Annotated in this window: 16 protein-coding genes; 4 read left to right on the forward strand and 12 right to left on the reverse strand. The window is 37.2% G+C overall.

Annotated elements, in window-relative coordinates; all coding sequences use genetic code 11:
* Position 1: 1 nt before the first annotated feature.
* The 4 genes from FTU90_RS06475 to FTU90_RS06490 all read left to right on the forward strand — a co-directional run bounded on the left by FTU90_RS06475 (position 2) and on the right by FTU90_RS06490 (position 3,100).
* Positions 2–223, forward strand: coding sequence for a hypothetical protein (locus FTU90_RS06475; protein ID WP_004733007.1), 222 nt, complete (start codon positions 2–4; stop codon positions 221–223).
* An 18-nt stretch (positions 224–241) separates the two neighbouring features.
* Positions 242–1,105: a lysophospholipid acyltransferase family protein gene (locus FTU90_RS06480; RefSeq protein WP_180072062.1), complete on the forward strand. Its 864-nt coding sequence runs from the start codon at positions 242–244 to the stop codon at positions 1,103–1,105.
* 80 nt (positions 1,106–1,185) lie between these two features.
* Entirely contained in the window at positions 1,186–2,076 is an 891-nt protein-coding gene (locus tag FTU90_RS06485) for a hypothetical protein (protein ID WP_180072063.1), read from the forward strand.
* Between the two features lie 10 nt (positions 2,077–2,086).
* Positions 2,087–3,100, forward strand: coding sequence for a WavE lipopolysaccharide synthesis family protein (locus FTU90_RS06490; protein ID WP_180072064.1), 1,014 nt, complete (start codon positions 2,087–2,089; stop codon positions 3,098–3,100).
* A 45-nt stretch (positions 3,101–3,145) separates the two neighbouring features.
* Here the strand turns inward: FTU90_RS06490 and FTU90_RS06495 are convergent, their stop codons facing one another.
* The 12 genes from FTU90_RS06495 to rapZ form a co-directional block, all read right to left on the reverse strand.
* Complete coding sequence (locus FTU90_RS06495) at positions 3,146–4,708, reverse strand: hypothetical protein (protein ID WP_180072065.1); 1,563 nt, start codon at positions 4,706–4,708, stop codon at positions 3,146–3,148.
* Positions 4,709–4,713: 5 nt separating this feature from the next.
* Positions 4,714–5,451 carry a glycosyltransferase family 2 protein gene (locus FTU90_RS06500; protein WP_180072066.1) on the reverse strand — a complete coding sequence of 246 codons (738 nt, stop codon included), beginning with the start codon at positions 5,449–5,451 and terminating at the stop codon, positions 4,714–4,716.
* Positions 5,452–5,463: 12 nt separating this feature from the next.
* On the reverse strand, positions 5,464–5,835 hold the full coding sequence (locus FTU90_RS06505) for a capsular biosynthesis protein (protein ID WP_180072067.1): 372 nt from the start codon (positions 5,833–5,835) through the stop codon (positions 5,464–5,466).
* 9 nt (positions 5,836–5,844) lie between these two features.
* Positions 5,845–6,651, reverse strand: coding sequence for a glycosyltransferase family 25 protein (locus tag FTU90_RS06510; protein ID WP_180072068.1), 807 nt, complete (start codon positions 6,649–6,651; stop codon positions 5,845–5,847).
* A 3-nt stretch (positions 6,652–6,654) separates the two neighbouring features.
* Positions 6,655–7,398, reverse strand: coding sequence for a hypothetical protein (locus FTU90_RS06515; RefSeq protein WP_180072069.1), 744 nt, complete (start codon positions 7,396–7,398; stop codon positions 6,655–6,657).
* Between the two features lie 25 nt (positions 7,399–7,423).
* Positions 7,424–8,146, reverse strand: coding sequence for a glycosyltransferase (locus FTU90_RS06520; RefSeq protein WP_180072070.1), 723 nt, complete (start codon positions 8,144–8,146; stop codon positions 7,424–7,426).
* A gap of 128 nt (positions 8,147–8,274) precedes the next feature.
* Positions 8,275–9,201 (reverse strand): branched-chain amino acid transaminase, encoded by a 927-nt coding sequence (locus tag FTU90_RS06525; RefSeq protein ID WP_180072071.1) that lies wholly within the window; start codon positions 9,199–9,201, stop codon positions 8,275–8,277.
* Between the two features lie 24 nt (positions 9,202–9,225).
* Positions 9,226–11,976 carry a bifunctional [glutamate--ammonia ligase]-adenylyl-L-tyrosine phosphorylase/[glutamate--ammonia-ligase] adenylyltransferase gene (gene glnE / locus FTU90_RS06530; protein ID WP_180072072.1) on the reverse strand — a complete coding sequence of 917 codons (2,751 nt, stop codon included), beginning with the start codon at positions 11,974–11,976 and terminating at the stop codon, positions 9,226–9,228.
* Positions 11,977–12,060: 84 nt separating this feature from the next.
* On the reverse strand, positions 12,061–13,329 hold the full coding sequence (locus FTU90_RS06535; RefSeq protein ID WP_074384041.1) for a HAMP domain-containing sensor histidine kinase: 1,269 nt from the start codon (positions 13,327–13,329) through the stop codon (positions 12,061–12,063).
* A 703-nt stretch (positions 13,330–14,032) separates the two neighbouring features.
* On the reverse strand, positions 14,033–14,566 hold the full coding sequence (gene yjgA / locus FTU90_RS06540; RefSeq protein ID WP_005172645.1) for a ribosome biogenesis factor YjgA: 534 nt from the start codon (positions 14,564–14,566) through the stop codon (positions 14,033–14,035).
* A 2-nt stretch (positions 14,567–14,568) separates the two neighbouring features.
* Complete coding sequence (locus FTU90_RS06545; RefSeq protein ID WP_034608740.1) at positions 14,569–14,838, reverse strand: HPr family phosphocarrier protein; 270 nt, start codon at positions 14,836–14,838, stop codon at positions 14,569–14,571.
* On the reverse strand, positions 14,835–15,686 hold the full coding sequence (gene rapZ, locus FTU90_RS06550; RefSeq protein WP_005172647.1) for an RNase adapter RapZ: 852 nt from the start codon (positions 15,684–15,686) through the stop codon (positions 14,835–14,837). The genes FTU90_RS06545 and rapZ overlap by 4 nt, the downstream gene beginning before the upstream one ends.

Consider the following 15,686-nt stretch of genomic DNA (forward strand, 5'->3'; position numbering starts at 1 on the left):
AATGGCTATGCGTCCTGCAGTTCGTAATCGCAGCATTATGCTTATTGTATTTTCAGTGGTTCAATGGCTGTTCATGCGCTATATCCTTGCCAACAACCTGTTCAACCTCGATACCAATGAACGTATTGTGTATTTTTGCCTGAGCAGTATTTTAGGTGCCTTACTGATTTTCGTCGGTTTGATTTATATGGTGCTGAAGGGCAATCCAGATAAAGACCTATAATCTGACGCTCTGGATAGCATGTACACCTTACTGAAAAATTTCTCCAAATTTCCATTAAGATTGATTCAAAATCTTGCGCAACTGGCTGGATCTCTTTTGTATCTCAGCCATTCTTCTGCACGCCGAGTGACTGAGATTAATCTGGCCTCTGCCTATCCTGAACTTTCGGAATCTGAACGTGCTGATTTAAGCAAACGCAGCCTGAAAAGTCAGTGTATGACCTATGCAGAATCGGTCAAGATTTGGGGTTCATCACCAGATTATGCGCTGTCTTTAATTCGAGATGTGCATGGTGCAGATTTATTTATTCAGGCTTTAAAAAACCCGCATGGCTGCTTGGCGGTAGTGCCTCATTTTGGCACGTGGGAGCTGTTGAATGTCTGGGTCAATCAACATACCTCTCCTGTGATTATGTATAAGCCCAGCAAAAATGAAGATGTCGATCGCTTTATGCTGGAAGCTCGGCAACGTCTGAATGCGACACTGGTTCCGACCGATGATTCTGGTGTACGCGCTTTATTTAAGCATCTCAAACAGGGTGGTTTTTCTGCGATTTTACCGGATCATGTCCCTAAAGAATCTGGTGGAATCTATTCTTATTTTTATGGTCAAAATGCGCTATCTTCTACGCTTCTTTCCAAACTTGCGGCTAAAACACAATGCTCTGTGGTTGGACTCAGTTGTTTAAGACGTGAAGATTTATCGGGTTATGATATTTACGTGACTGAATTATCAAATGATATTTTATCGAAGGATTTACAGCTTTCTGTCGATACTTTAAATAAAGAAATGGAGCGCATGATTAATGTCGCTCCAGAACAGTATTTGTGGGGGTATAAAAGGTTTAGGAGGTTAAAAAATATTTTTGACTTCTACAAGTAAAATTAGTTTGTAGAAAACTATCTTCTTATTAATTTAGAAAAACGTTATAATTCATGAAATAGTTTTTATCTGAATCATATATGAAATTAGCTGTATTATTATTTGGACATATGAGAACTTTTCAAGAGTGTTCTCAATCTTTAAAAGCTAATCTACTAGAAAAATATGACTGCGATGTTTTTATCCATACATGGGATATAACAGATACCAGTCGATTTAAAAATAAAAATGATAATCTAAACCTACATAAAGTAGAGGGAATTTATAAACCTAAATCCATTAAGGTAGAACATCAAAACTTTATAGAAGATATAGGAGAGTACTCAAAAGATAAAGACTCAAAATTAAAAAAAAATAGTGTTTCTTTACATGGTTTAAAGTATATGCTACATAGTATGCATGAAGCATACTTACTAAAATCTAATTATCAAAAAATACATAACATAGAATATGATTATGTAATAGTTATTAGACCTGATGTAAAATTGAATACTGAATTCAATTTAAATAATTTTATCAAAGAATTTATTATAAGTGCAAATACTGTAATCAGTTTTAGTAATTATCCTTCAATGCTAATTACCGAACAAAAAATGCAATCAGTATATAAAGCGTCTGATATATTTTTATTATTTTCAGAGACTTCTATTAAAAACTACTTTAAAGACTTTAACTTCTTTGAAAAATTTTATATAGATTATCCAAATCAATTTCCTACTTTTAGTTTTCATCCTGAAATGTCTTTTCATGAAAGTATTGTTAGACGTAATATGAGCCATCAATTTTATTTATATAACTATGATGTAGTGAGATTTGATTCGAAAAATAATATTATTGTACGTCCTACTAATAAGAATCTTTACTATAAAATAAAGGGTCATAACAATGAAAAATATAAAAAATACTTTAAATTTAGTCTAGCTATCATATTAATTCTTGTTCTAATAATTACCAACCTCCTTGTAAATTAAGTAATAAATCATGAAATCAGATCAACTTTCTATAGTAATTCAAGGTCCTATTTATCAGGAATACTCAATAAATAAAAATGTCAAAATTTTAAGAGAGAAATTTAAAAATTGTCAAATCATCTTATCAACAAATGAGTTTTTTGAAGATATAGAAAATATTTTCGATAAAGTTATTATTAATGAAGATATAGGTGTACTTTCACCACTCAAATTTGATTCTAGAGTTAACAATATCAATAGACAAATAAAGTCAACTTATGCTGGGATTGAAGCATCAGATAGAGAGTTAATATTAAAATTAAGAACAGATCAAACGTTAAAATCAGATAAAATTTTAGAAATATGGAATCAAATTTTAAATTATAGTGATACAAGAGATATTAAAAAATCCTCTGAAAGAATTATCACTATTTCATTATACTCTCTTAATCCTAATTTTAATGAAAGACTTCCTTACCATATAAGTGACATTCTTTTACTGGGCTTAAAAGAGGATTTAATACGATATTTTTCCTGCCCTTATTATACTGAAGAATATGCAAGTTGGTATGAAAGGTACCCTCATGCTATTTTTTCAAATACGATAGAAAAAAAATTTAGGTCTAGATATGCAGTAGAACAATGGCTCTGTTTAAACTTTCTTTTCAAAGAAGAAAAATTTCCAATAGCATTCCACAATGATCATAATAAAGAAATAATTAGCAATTTTGAAAATATTCTAGTTGATACTTTTTTCATATGTCACCCTAAAGATATTGACCTAAGTATGCCTAAATTTCAAAAATCTTATGATTCTGAATTTTGCAATCTTTTCTGTTATTCTACAAATGATATTTTAGAAATGTATAGAAAAAAAAGGAATATTATTATTAATTTGAATCCAAAATATTCCTTTCCAGATTCTATTAAATTTCGTCAAAATTTAGCTAAAATTTATAAATGGTCTCCATATTTACTTAAAAGAATATTAAATTTAAAGAGAACTTATCGAAAAATCCAAAAGTTATTTCTTCTTTTTAAATAAAATATGCTTGTTACTTTATTGAAGTAACAAGCACAAAATACATAATTAAATGCAATATTCTTTGTATAGCCTTAAAGCATTCAATAACATAGCTTCTTGTCTATCTTTACGATCACTATGTAAAGGTACCATCGAGACAAATAATAAGATAACTAGAGGTAAAATCTTCTCCGTCTCCAAATCTTCAATTAAAATTAAATCTAAATATATTTTTTGTATTTCATATATTCTTTGATCTATATCAAAATCAATTCTGACATTTTTCGTTTTAGAGCCAAGGATAAAATACCGACCAGCCATAATATGATCATAAAGACCAATTATTGAATGCGTTAATTTAGCCAAATCATATTTTTGATCACCGTAAATAGAAATTTCCCCATTAGCATTAATTCCTCTTGGATCAATTAATTTTATTCTATTAGAACGTGAATCAAAAAGAATATTACTAAAGCAAAAATCCCCATGCATTATGGAAGGATAACTCTTTAATTCTAAGACTTTTTGTATACAATAATTACAAATATATTTTAATGAGGGTAATTCCAAACCATCATAAAAATTGTGTGTATCTAAATTAACACTATTATATTCTTTAATACTTGAAAGTCTTGAGAATGTCTTATCTCTTACTAATTGTATAAAATCTTTCCCAACAACATCAGATAAATTATTATCCACATTACTTAAACTAGAAATATTTAAGAATTCTCTAATACGCAAAAAAATAGTATTCCACTCTATAGGGGCATTCTTACCATGAACAAATAATTCATTTAGGGGAAGATTAGGCAAATATTCAAGTGCATAAGTTACTCTACCACTTTGTTCGGTCGCTTCATGAATTAAATGTGGTACAAAAATCTTTAACTCTGTAGGAATACTTTTAAACCAATTACTTTCTGCTAAAATTTTTTGACTAGGCTCTCCTGATTTAAAAAGAATTCCATTCTTTATACTTAGATCATTAAAAGATCTCTGAGTCGTTATGAGTGCTCTTGATCGAAAATATGTATTAATATGTCCCAAATCCAACCACTGTTCACATATATAAATATTCATTGGAACTATAGAACGATACATTTGTACAGCCTGAATAAAATCAGCCCTGTTTAAAGCAAGACACTGTAATAATTTTTGTTTTGATGAAAATATAAAATAACCACACCAAACTAATGGTAATTCATTAATATGATCTTCTATGAACCACTTGTAACCATCTTGTGTAAATGCCGTACCTATTAAATCTTTATTTTCTAAACTTGGAAACTCCCTTATTAATGTATCTCCATAAATCAACTTCAAGGTTTCCAATTCAAAATCTACAACATTTAGAATATAACTTATTGATTCTGATAGCGTAAATTCATCTGGAACACTAAAATAATTTAAATCCAATTCTCCCAATAATTTCGATTCACTACACGATAGAATATAAGATTCAGGTAAGGAAAGAATTATTTTCTCGTTAGGATAATAATCTCTTAATTGAAAAACTTGGTGTTCAATTAATTTTTTATTACCTAAAGGTAAAAAGCACGGGGGGATTTCGCCCAACTCAGTTTGGAATTCATTTACAACATATGCTGATGAACTTATTAAAATCATACTACTTAAGTACCCAACATTTTATTAGAGATATCCATAAATTCTGTAGGGGTTCCACAAAACTCTATGTCAGTTATATCAATTAAGTCATATCTTATATCACCACCTTCCTGAATTATTAAGTTATACAGTGGTGCTATATAAAGCTCTCCTTTTACAAACTTGTTATGCTCAATTCCCTTTTCAACTAAATTCAAATATTTTTTTACATTTTTGAAAAAATAGAGTCCATCACTACATAAATTTGATATACGTTCTTTCTCAGTCGTTCTAATCACTTTTCCGCTATCATTAATTTCTATAAAAGACCAATGATCTCCTTCGCCTTGAAAAACTTCAATATATCCGTCACATTTTTTTGAAATATTTGGTTTTTTAAAATGATGTCTATATGAATCAATATTAAATACATATACTTCTTCAGTTAAAACATCAACTTTATCTATAATATTTTTTAAACCTAAATATACAGTCTCGGCTTGACCTCTTGTTTCATCACTTAAGACTACAATAATAAAGTTTAAGATCCCAAGCTTAGTACACTTCTCTTTAACAAATTCTTGTGTTTCGTATAAATCTCGTACTATAAATAAAAAGGTATCTGTCTTAAAATAATATTCAAATGACCTCATAGACCACTCAAACATACTCAAATTATTAGGCAACACTAACTGATACTTTGGCTTTACATAACCTGCTTTAAAAAATCTAGAACTTAAGCCTGCCATTGGAATTATAAACATATCAATCCTTTGTTATTTAAACGAACCTATTAATTTCTCAATTTCATCATAATCTAAATTTACAAACTCATCAGGTCGGATAGCTTTATCATCCACATAAAATCCTTCAAAACCACACCACGGTTTTCCTATATAGATTTCGTCATATGGCACATCATTTTGATTTAGCCATTCTATAATTATAGGTAATGTATTAGCTGTGATTTTTCCTGTATTTCCCTGATATGTTCTCATATTTCGACTTGTATTAATGACGATTTCAAAACCTTTATTTTTATATTCCTTCATTTTTTTTACTACTTCATAAATCGGTTTCGAATTCATATAATCGCCATTTTCTGTTTGGCAAATAGTATCATCCAAGTCCATAATCAATCTTTTCATTACACAACCCTATTTAAATCGATTTTTGTCTAAAAATATAAACCGCTTTTGTGCTTTAAACATTACTTGCAAATAACGACAAGCCATGTGCCATTGCCCTAAAATCCTACGCTGTTTAAATACTTTCTTCTCAGCGACAGATCGGTAAATGGGGTTATAATGCTCAGAACGCCCAATTGTAGAGTCAAACTGATTTTCTGCTATTAGACCATATGCTTGTAATTGATCTTCTTGAATAATCAGTGCTGGCTCAGCTTGTAATACATTTAATTCATATGCACTAAAAATAAATCCATCTGCAATTGCAGGTGCAGTTTTTTCAAGCCTTTTTAATAACTTTTTAGCACCCGATGGATAAAGTAAATATCCTGCTGCCCCAGTTCGGTCTTGATATAAATCAAACAGCTTTATTTGACAATCCTTCAACACTTGCATTGGCTGCTTAGAAATAATTTTTTTACGGCTTCTTACTTCAAAATTAATTAGATCAATATCTAAAAAATTTGCAGCATCAATTTCGCCTAATACTGATGCCATCGTTTGAGCAACTACGGCATCATCTTCTAAAATCAGAGCAGGCTGTTGAGATAATATAATTTTCTCCCAAGCCTTTTTATGACTCAGAAAACACGCAACTTCAACTTTTCGTAATGGGCGCTGCCAACCAAAACCTAATCGTTCGTAATCTTGGTCACTGATATCATTGGTGGAAACTGCAGCAATACGCTCAAAGTTTAAATTTAACGTTTCGAATTGATCTTTTTGAAACGCTAAACGTTGCGTCGATGATTCTAGATTAATAATGAATATTTGCATATTTTACCACCAACGTGTTTTTTCACGTGTATGGCGCTGCTTAAAACGTGAATAGACATTATTGTTTTCTTCGCGCTGTAAGCGATCAAAGATTTCAATCACCAACTGCCCCAGTGGATGAACAGCACAAATTTGGTCGAGTCGCCAACGCATGTTTCGTAACGTATCATCCGTTCCAACAGCAAAAGCTGAAGTACCATCAAACAACGCATAACGTTCTGTTTGTAATTTTGTTTGGTGTTCTAAGTTGACTTGCAAGGATTGATCACACAAATAACGTTCAGTTTCTTGGAGCTTCAAAGTATTAATCAATACCACCGCATTCATTAATATTGCTTTGAGTGTCATATCATCATGCAAATCTAAAAACGTATCACACGCTGAAATTAACCATCGAATATTTAAAGATCTTAAGAGAAAATCTCGTTCAACAGTCCAAAGCTCTTTAAACTTTTCAAAATTTTCTTGAACGTCCACTTCACGACGAATCAAGACAATCAAGCTTGCATGATAATGGTTTAGAGCAGACTGTCCCACAAATTCATGTTTAAGCTGCTCGATATGCTCATTGAGATCTTTTGCTGAGCCATGAGTATATTTAAGCTCGTTACCCTCAATCACTTGAGATTTTAACAACTCAATATCAACACCCTGAAGTTCAGCATATAGTTTATCTGCACCAAAACGACGTTGATGTCGACTAAATGAAAACCACTGTTCAAATTTACTTTTTTTTCTTACAGGCATGTTCAAAAAACCAATTTATGACAGCTTACTGCCAAGCATCCTTAATCCATTTTGATGGCAACACATAACGATACCATTTACCACCACCGCCATTGACTGCATCAGGTGGGTTAATCTCACCATGGAAAATAATAATTTTCGCGCCTTCAGGCTTGACGGGTGGCTTAAAGAAGGCCATCGGAATTTTTTGTAGGCAATGATATTTATAGCTCTTACACCAACTTTCAGGCCAGTAAGTTTGTTTGGCATATTTATCGACATACCAAGACAAATATGCCTGTTCATTGCGGAATTTTTGACGAATTTCATCAAAGTTTTCACGGAAATATGGCAATAGACCTGGGAAAGCACCAAGTTTAAAACGATAAACTGAACTATTACCTGTAATACGCCAAGGACGTTTCCAGTCATGAATAATTAAAAAATCACCCGGATAGGTAAAGAATTCATCGATGTTATCGACAATCACCACATCTAAATCGAGAAAAAGTGCATTCCCTTCTAAACCATATAAATCCGGTTCAAAAGTAGACAGCTTATTCCAGCCACGCTCAGGCGCACCTTCAGGCAATGCCAAAGGTGGAATTGGGAAACATTGTACTTCAGAATTAATTCCTTCCGTACGATCCGTCAGACAGACCATTTTGAAATCGACTGTCGTATGTCGTTTAACCATGTTGTATAAACGATTGACGTATTCAGAACCGTATTTGGTTCCCCATTTCATACAAATAACGATGTTACTCATTGCGTATGCCTAAGCTCATCTTAAAATCTTCTGGATACCGAATATGATGACATAAGTTCGGCAGAATAAGTATATCCCTTAAAAAAAACCTCTCAAATGAGAGGTTTTTTCAATCAGTAAATTATTACTTATTTCACGTAAGTTAGCCAATGTGCATATTTAGGATCTTTACCCTGAACTGCATCAAAATAAGCTTTTTGGATTTGCGTCGTGATTGGGCCACGGACACCTTCACCAATTTGACGGTCATCATATTCACGGATTGGTGTCACTTCCGCAGCAGTACCGGTAAAGAACGCTTCATCGGCAATATAGAATTCATCACGGGTAATACGGCGTTCAACCACGTCATAACCCAGGTCTTTGGCAATGGTAATAATGGTTTGACGGGTAATACCATCCAGCGCACCACCGGCAATATCAGGGGTATGAATTACACCGTCAGTCACCAGGAATACGTTTTCGCCTGACCCCTGGCATACATAGCCTTGTGGATCAAGTAACATAGCTTCGTCATAACCAGAATGCGCAACTTCTTGATGGGCAAGAATAGACAACGTGTAGTTACCAGACGCTTTCGCTTTACACATAGTCACGTTCGGATGATGATGCGTAAACGATGATGTTTTCACGCGAATACCCTTCGCCATTGCCTCATCACCAAGGTAAGCACCCCAGCTCCATGCAGCAACCACGGCATGAATGGTATTATCAGTCGCTGCAATACCCAATTTTTCAGAGCCAATAAAAAGGATTGGACGTAAATAGCAAGATGCCAGTTTATTTTCACGCACCACATCAATTTGCGCTTGTTCTAATGTTGCATGATCAAATGGAACTTTCATTTGATAAATTTTTGCAGAATTCAACAAACGCTTGGTGTGTTCTTTTAGACGGAAAATAGCCGTTCCATTCGGAGTTTCATAGGCACGGACGCCTTCAAACACACCCATGCTGTAATGCAATGTATGTGTTAATACGTGAGTTTTCGCCTCACGCCAGTCTACTAGTTGTCCATCTTGCCAAATGAAACCATCACGATCAGCCAAATTCATGCCACAAACTCCAATTTTTCACAATTATTCACTATCCAGCGCAAAGCTTGCACTTGGATCAATTAGTCTTTGCCATAACTTGCAAACGGTCATTCGGGTATCGTGCCAGTCGCTTGCAGACACTTGCATGGATTGATTTGCAAGGGCTAAGCGGTGGCTCTCGGCGCGTTCACTGAGATAAGCTTGAATCAGAGCAGTCGCATCGTCGCTGGATAAGCAACCTGATTTTGCGGTATCCTCAAGAATTCTTACATTGTCGGAGAAATGGGCGAGATCTTTATTCGTCCCACTCCAGGCCAACACCGCATACTGTGCCATAAATTCGATGTCTACGATACCACCTGTATCTTGTTTTAAATGAAAAATTCCATCTTTTTTCTGCGCTTTGGAGGAGCCCAGATGATCCTTCATTTTCTGACGCATTTTTAGTACTTCTGCCCGCACATAATTTTCATCACGAGGCTGAATCAAAATATTACGGCGTAAGATTTCAAATTTTTGTCTTAGGCTTAGCTCACCCGCAATTGGACGCGCGCGCACCAAGGCTTGATGCTCCCATAACCAGGCACTCTTAAGCTGATATTGTTCAAAGGCTTTCAGACTGGTGACCAAAAGGCCTGCTTCACCTGAAGGACGTAAACGGGTATCGACTTCATAGACCCGCCCATCCAGGGTTTGCGTGGTCATCAATGACATGAATTTTTGTGCTACACGCATGGCAAACTCAAAACCACTAATCGGCTTGAGTCCATCCGTATCGGCCTGTTCCCCCATAAAATGAATAAACACTAAATCCAAGTCCGAGCCATAACCCAGTTCAATGCCACCGACCTTGCCATAACCAATGACCGCAAAGGCAGTATGCTCGATTGAACAACGCTTGCCTTCGGCATCCAGTGGAAAACCATGTCTTTTGGCCACCATCTGATAGGCCAAATGCAGGGCTGCATTGACAGATACTTCAGCAATATCGGTTAAGGCATCAGAAACTTTCATCAAAGGACTTTCAGCCAGAACATCACTGGCTGCGACGGCCAAGACATTGGATTTTTTAAACAGGCGCAATACCCGCATCTGATCTTCAACCTGATCAATCTCAATACGGAGTAATTGCTGGCGTAAAGAATCTTCCAGATCCTGTCGTTTCGGCAACTCAAAATCCATCGACAGAAACTCATCCAGCAATACCGGATATTGCGAGAGTTCTTCACAAATCCAGGGACTCACCGTGGCCATTTTGACCAGTCGTTGCAGTGCGCCTTTACTTTCAATCAGCATGACCAGATAGACAGTACGGCGCATCACCGACTCAACCAAGGGCATGAGACGCAACAACGCCATTTGCGGCTTGGCAGACTCCAGAATCGCTTCAATCAGATAAGGCCAAAAGGTTTTTAAACGTTGAATCGCCTTGGCCGGCAACTTTTTCAATGCATGACCATGCCAGAATTCATGAACCAGATTCTTGGCGGCATCATCCAGAACATCGTTGAGCTTCTTTTCCAGCTGGACAAAACTTTCGACCTGGGTTTCCGGTTCATTTTCCTTAATCAGATGCTCAAACTGATAAATGACTTTGGCTCGCTTCTGGTTCAGGACAGTCATAAAATCTGACCAGTCTGCAAAACCTAAGGTTTCCACCATTCGCTGACGTAAATCAGGCTCAGTCGGTAAAGATTGGGTTTGTTGATCGTTTAAGGCCTGAATCGCATGTTCCACCCGGCGCAGGAACAAATAGGCATCTTCCAGATCTTGGACTGCCTGTTCATCCAAGAGTTCAGCATCATCGAGATGGTTCAGATTGACCAGACATTGGCGATCCTGCAATTCAAGTTTGGCTCCACCATAAATCAGCTGAAAGACCTGCACGATAAATTCAACTTCGCGAATACCGCCAGCACCGAGCTTGATATCATCTTCAATATTACGCCGCTGGACTTCACGCTCGATCATGGCTTTCATTTCGCGCATGGCTTCAAAAGCACTGTAATCCACGTATTTACGAAAGACAAAAGGACGGGTCATATCAAGCAGGGCATCACCTTCCGGACTTGGATTGACAACACGCGCCTTGATCCAAGCGTAGCGCTCCCATTCCCGGCCATGCTGACTTAAGTATTTCTCTAAGGCCACATGACTAATGGCCAGGGCTGAACCATCACCCCAAGGACGCAGACGCATATCGACCCGAAACACAAAACCATCCGCCGTGATCTGATCCAGCAGGTGAATCAGTTTTTGTCCCCACAGGATGCAAAACTGCTGCACATCGATACATTTGCGTCCATCGGTTTCACCCTGTTCATCGAAGGCAAAAATCAGGTCAATATCACTGGAAAGATTAAGTTCTTGCGCGCCGAGTTTGCCCATAGCGATGACAATAAGATCCTGAACTTTACCGTTATAAGCAATCGGCTGGCCATACTTGGCAGCAATCGGCATACGGGCAAAATCTTTGGCTGCACAAATACAGGCATCGGCAAAATCGGAGAGTTCTCGGGTGAGGGTGATGACATCGGTCAGTTGATTGGCATCCTGCCAGATCCAGCGAAACATCAGGCGGGCCCGCAGAATACGCATGGCGCGCATCCAGGCGGCTTCGTCTATAATATTCAGGATACAGTGCTGGACCAGCTGATCAATATATTCCCGACTGAGTGCAGCCTGAAACTGGTCAATTGCATAATCCTGTTCCAGGAGGCTCTGGTGATTGGCCAATACCTGTTCAGCATATTGGCTTGCTCTTAAGGTTTTTTGCAATTGTGTCGCATTCATCACTCAACTCTTCCCCCGAAACGTTCTGCTTAGTTATAGCAGGAGTTTTGTCTCAGGGGGAGTGTTTTAGTTTGAAATTATCTTTTAGGATTTCTCAGCATGCAGATCTTCAAGCACCAGTGCCTGATGATCATTGGTGACCATTGGCAAATGCACCGTAAAGGTCGTACCTCGACCTTCTTTTGAATCCACCGCGATTTGACCATGATTCAGATCAATAAAGCGCTTGCACAATACCAAACCTAAACCAGCACCTTTCTCTTCAGCGGTACCTCGGACACTCACCATCAACGTCGGCTTGAACAGATTCTGTATCTGCTCTTCAGTCATGCCCAGACCGGTATCCTGAATGGTGATTTTAACCTGCTCACCGTCCATTTCTGCCTCTAAAATGACTTTACCGCCTTGATTAACCGGGGTGAATTTCAGCGCATTGGAAACCAGATTTTGCAACACTGAAGTAATCATATTGATATCCGCATGGACTTTAATGTCTTCGGGAATATTGTCGATTAATTCAATTTTTTTATTCAACGCCAGACTGTGCAATACACTGCAGACAATTTTACTGGATTGCTTGAGTTCATAATTAATCGGATGATATACAAAGCGTCCGCCCTCGGCCATGGCCCAGGTCAGCAAGCTTTCCAGCAGGTTATAAGTCGATTGTGCATTATCATATAAATAATCCGCGATACTCTGAATACTGGACTCATCCAAGGTATCACGTTCCTGCGCCAGAACTTCGGAAAAGCCCAGCAGGCCATGAAATGGCGCACGCAGATCATGTGCGATGATCTGGAAAAATTTGGTTGTACTAAAGTTTTGTGCACATTGCTGTTCGTATAGTTCTTTCAGCTCAGTATGTTCTTCATTGAGTTGGATTCGAATTACTAAACTTTCAGCAAATTGCTTAACGGTCTCAATATCATCCTGATCAAACCTGTCAGTTTGATCATCAAAAAAAATCACCTGACCTAGCGGCTGACCAGCATTCGCTTTTAAATTAAATGCGACCAGTCGGTGATGCGCCACACCCAGCTCTTTCACATAATTCGACAATTCTGCATAAGCAGGATGAGTCTGGTCGATGACATCTGCCTGTTGCAGATATGTAGGGATGGCAATTTCCTGCCGAGCATGCAAGGCCCGAAAACCGTGCGGACAGCTGTACCAGATATACGGCTCCATATGGAATCCAATAATACTGGTTTTAACGCCTAGGACTTTACGGGCAACCTTACAGAAGGTGTCTAGTAAATTATTGGAGGTATAGACGCCTAAAATGAGAGATATACGACATGAGCTTAAAAGCTCCGTATTCTGACCGACCTCTAGCAGTTTTAGTTCCATGTCTGCCTCTCTGAATATGTATGGAATATAGAAAACACTGCCGACCAAATTTATACAATCAATAACAAAGATTCTATATTTACTGAACGCTGAAAACTCACCTATAGGTTAAAGGATTTGTTAATCTGTTTCTATCCAAATACACTCATAACCGCAAGGCACTGATATTTAATTAATTAAGAATAACTTGAAAATTTAATCTTCAAAAAAAGTCTGCTTAAGTATTTGAAACTCAATATCTAAGCTAAAATGAAGCATGTTTATTTGTATTTACTTTAACACACTCTTGACCAAAAAATACTCAGCATCGATTTTTATCCCCTTTTAAATAAAAGTTAATGGTTTTTCAACTATATAGATTTAAATTTCGTTTAAAAAAATAAATTAGATTGGCTTCACTCTCTAATAACGCTCAAAATTCATTTTTTATTTTTAAAAAATACTTAACAATGATCTTGAGTCTCAACTTAAAGTCTCAAAAAAACTGTCTGAAAGATAGCCTTTGAATTGTAAAGAAATTACAGTCTTTAACAAATTAATTGCGAAAATTTTGTGATTTTTTATCACTCAAGCTTACATTAAAAATGGAAATTTCATGCTGAGGACGAATGAATCCAATTCAGGGTATTTTTTACACAAGAAACAGTGCACTTAAGGTAAAGACAAAAAAAGCAGCCTAAAAAGACCGCTTTTTAACGAAGAATTAATTGTCTGAAATTAACGCCACTTGCTGTACATAGTTAAATAACTTTAACTTAGACGCATTGACCTCTGCTTCAGGTGCCTGATTCTTTAAATCACGATGTACGCGAAGATAATGCTGACGCAAGGTATGACGTTCTGTGGCATTATAGGTTTTGGTAAATTCATTAATGGCCGGGTCACCATCTTTGACAATTCGATCGACCCAACGCTGTAATTGGGCTGTCTTTTTAAGACCTTGTTTTGGTGTTAAATAAGATAAAATCACCGTTTCATTTTCATTGCGCAGTAATTTACCAATACGTGAAAATTGACGGCGACGTGCTTCATGTGAGGTAAATTCCTGTACATCGAGCAATGCTTCAATCAAACGCTCTTCAACAGGCAAGTTTTTAATTTGTTTAGCACTCAACTCAGCCAGCTGTGCACCCAAAGCCGCCATACGCTGGACTGCTTTTTTCTGTTCGGTTTTACTTGCGCGTCCCTCTAAAGAATCAAAATCTTCTTCAGTTAAACTGTTCGGTCGACGTGCCACGATTAATCTGCCTCATAAAATTTTGCTGCAAATAGTGCCTGAATTTCAGATAAGGCTTTGTCCTCATCCGCTCCTTCAATCACCAAGCGTAAAGTTGTTCCTTTGCCCGCACCGAGCATCAGCAAGGACATGATATTTTTTGCATCTACCAGTTTGTCCGTTTTTCCAATCTGGATACTGGAACGAAATTTGGTAGTCACTTCTATAAGTTTACCAGATGCGCGTGCATGTAAACCCAGTTTATTAATTACGTCAACAGTGGTATCAATCATGACCAGTGCTTCATTTCTCGATGGAGGACTTGAATAGACCATTTTGCCTCAAGGGCTTTTTTTAGTCTATCCACAATGTAAACAGAACGATGCTGGCCACCGGTACAGCCAATTGACACAGTCATATAATGACGATGCCCTTCAGAAAAGGTTGGCAACCATTTGTCCAGAAAATGATAAATATCATTAAACATATCCTCGACCTGATCGCTCTTTTGCAAAAACTCCTGCACCGGTTGATCGAGTCCTGAAAATTTGCGTAATTCCAGTTCCCAATGCGGATTCGGCAAATGCCGGACATCAAAGACATAATCGGCATCCAGTGGAATGCCATGCTTATAACCAAAAGACTGCAAAATTAGGATCAGGTTATCGGTCTGTCCCAACTTGGTCAATAAGGTATGTTTCAGGTCATGCACGCTTTTATCTGTAGTATCGATGTGCACGGTAGAACGCAGCTGGATGGGCATTAGCAGGATTTTTTCTTCCTGAATGCACTCGTTCAGACTCTTAAAGCGCGAAGCTAGAGGATGCGGCCGACGCGAGGCACTAAAGCGCGCAATCAGTTCCTGATCCTGCGTGGTCAGATAAATAATATCAACCGAGCCATGCTGTTGTAGCTGCTCGAACACATGATCAAATTCTTGCAAATCGGCACGGGTACTGCGTACATCGACCCCCAAAGCCAACTGTTCCAGATTGTTCTCACTGTGCAGTTTCGCCACGATTTCGGGAAGCAATGCCAAAGGCAGATTATCAATACAGTAATAACCCAGATCCTCAAGCACCTGCAATGCAGATGATTTACCTGAACCAGATTGTCCCGTGACAATTAAAATGCGCTTCAT

Source organism: Acinetobacter sp. YH12200 (assembly GCF_013418175.1).
In the GTDB taxonomy this organism is placed as follows: Bacteria; Pseudomonadota; Gammaproteobacteria; order Pseudomonadales; family Moraxellaceae; genus Acinetobacter; species Acinetobacter pseudolwoffii.

What these genes read in the sequence shown, in the direction of transcription:
- FTU90_RS06475 (WP_004733007.1), top strand. Translation starts at nt 2, where the DNA reads ATGGCTATGCGTCCTGCAGTTCGTAATCGCAGCATTATGCTTATTGTA.
- FTU90_RS06480 (WP_180072062.1), top strand. Translation starts at nt 242, where the DNA reads ATGTACACCTTACTGAAAAATTTCTCCAAATTTCCATTAAGATTGATT.
- FTU90_RS06485 (WP_180072063.1), top strand. Translation starts at nt 1,186, where the DNA reads ATGAAATTAGCTGTATTATTATTTGGACATATGAGAACTTTTCAAGAG.
- FTU90_RS06490 (WP_180072064.1), top strand. Translation starts at nt 2,087, where the DNA reads ATGAAATCAGATCAACTTTCTATAGTAATTCAAGGTCCTATTTATCAG.
- FTU90_RS06495 (WP_180072065.1), bottom strand. Translation starts at nt 4,708, where the DNA reads ATGATTTTAATAAGTTCATCAGCATATGTTGTAAATGAATTCCAAACT.
- FTU90_RS06500 (WP_180072066.1), bottom strand. Translation starts at nt 5,451, where the DNA reads ATGTTTATAATTCCAATGGCAGGCTTAAGTTCTAGATTTTTTAAAGCA.
- FTU90_RS06505 (WP_180072067.1), bottom strand. Translation starts at nt 5,835, where the DNA reads ATGAAAAGATTGATTATGGACTTGGATGATACTATTTGCCAAACAGAA.
- FTU90_RS06510 (WP_180072068.1), bottom strand. Translation starts at nt 6,651, where the DNA reads ATGCAAATATTCATTATTAATCTAGAATCATCGACGCAACGTTTAGCG.
- FTU90_RS06515 (WP_180072069.1), bottom strand. Translation starts at nt 7,398, where the DNA reads ATGCCTGTAAGAAAAAAAAGTAAATTTGAACAGTGGTTTTCATTTAGT.
- FTU90_RS06520 (WP_180072070.1), bottom strand. Translation starts at nt 8,146, where the DNA reads ATGAGTAACATCGTTATTTGTATGAAATGGGGAACCAAATACGGTTCT.
- FTU90_RS06525 (WP_180072071.1), bottom strand. Translation starts at nt 9,201, where the DNA reads ATGAATTTGGCTGATCGTGATGGTTTCATTTGGCAAGATGGACAACTA.
- glnE (WP_180072072.1), bottom strand. Translation starts at nt 11,976, where the DNA reads ATGAATGCGACACAATTGCAAAAAACCTTAAGAGCAAGCCAATATGCT.
- FTU90_RS06535 (WP_074384041.1), bottom strand. Translation starts at nt 13,329, where the DNA reads ATGGAACTAAAACTGCTAGAGGTCGGTCAGAATACGGAGCTTTTAAGC.
- FTU90_RS06545 (WP_034608740.1), bottom strand. Translation starts at nt 14,838, where the DNA reads ATGATTGATACCACTGTTGACGTAATTAATAAACTGGGTTTACATGCA.
- rapZ (WP_005172647.1), bottom strand. Translation starts at nt 15,686, where the DNA reads ATGAAGCGCATTTTAATTGTCACGGGACAATCTGGTTCAGGTAAATCA.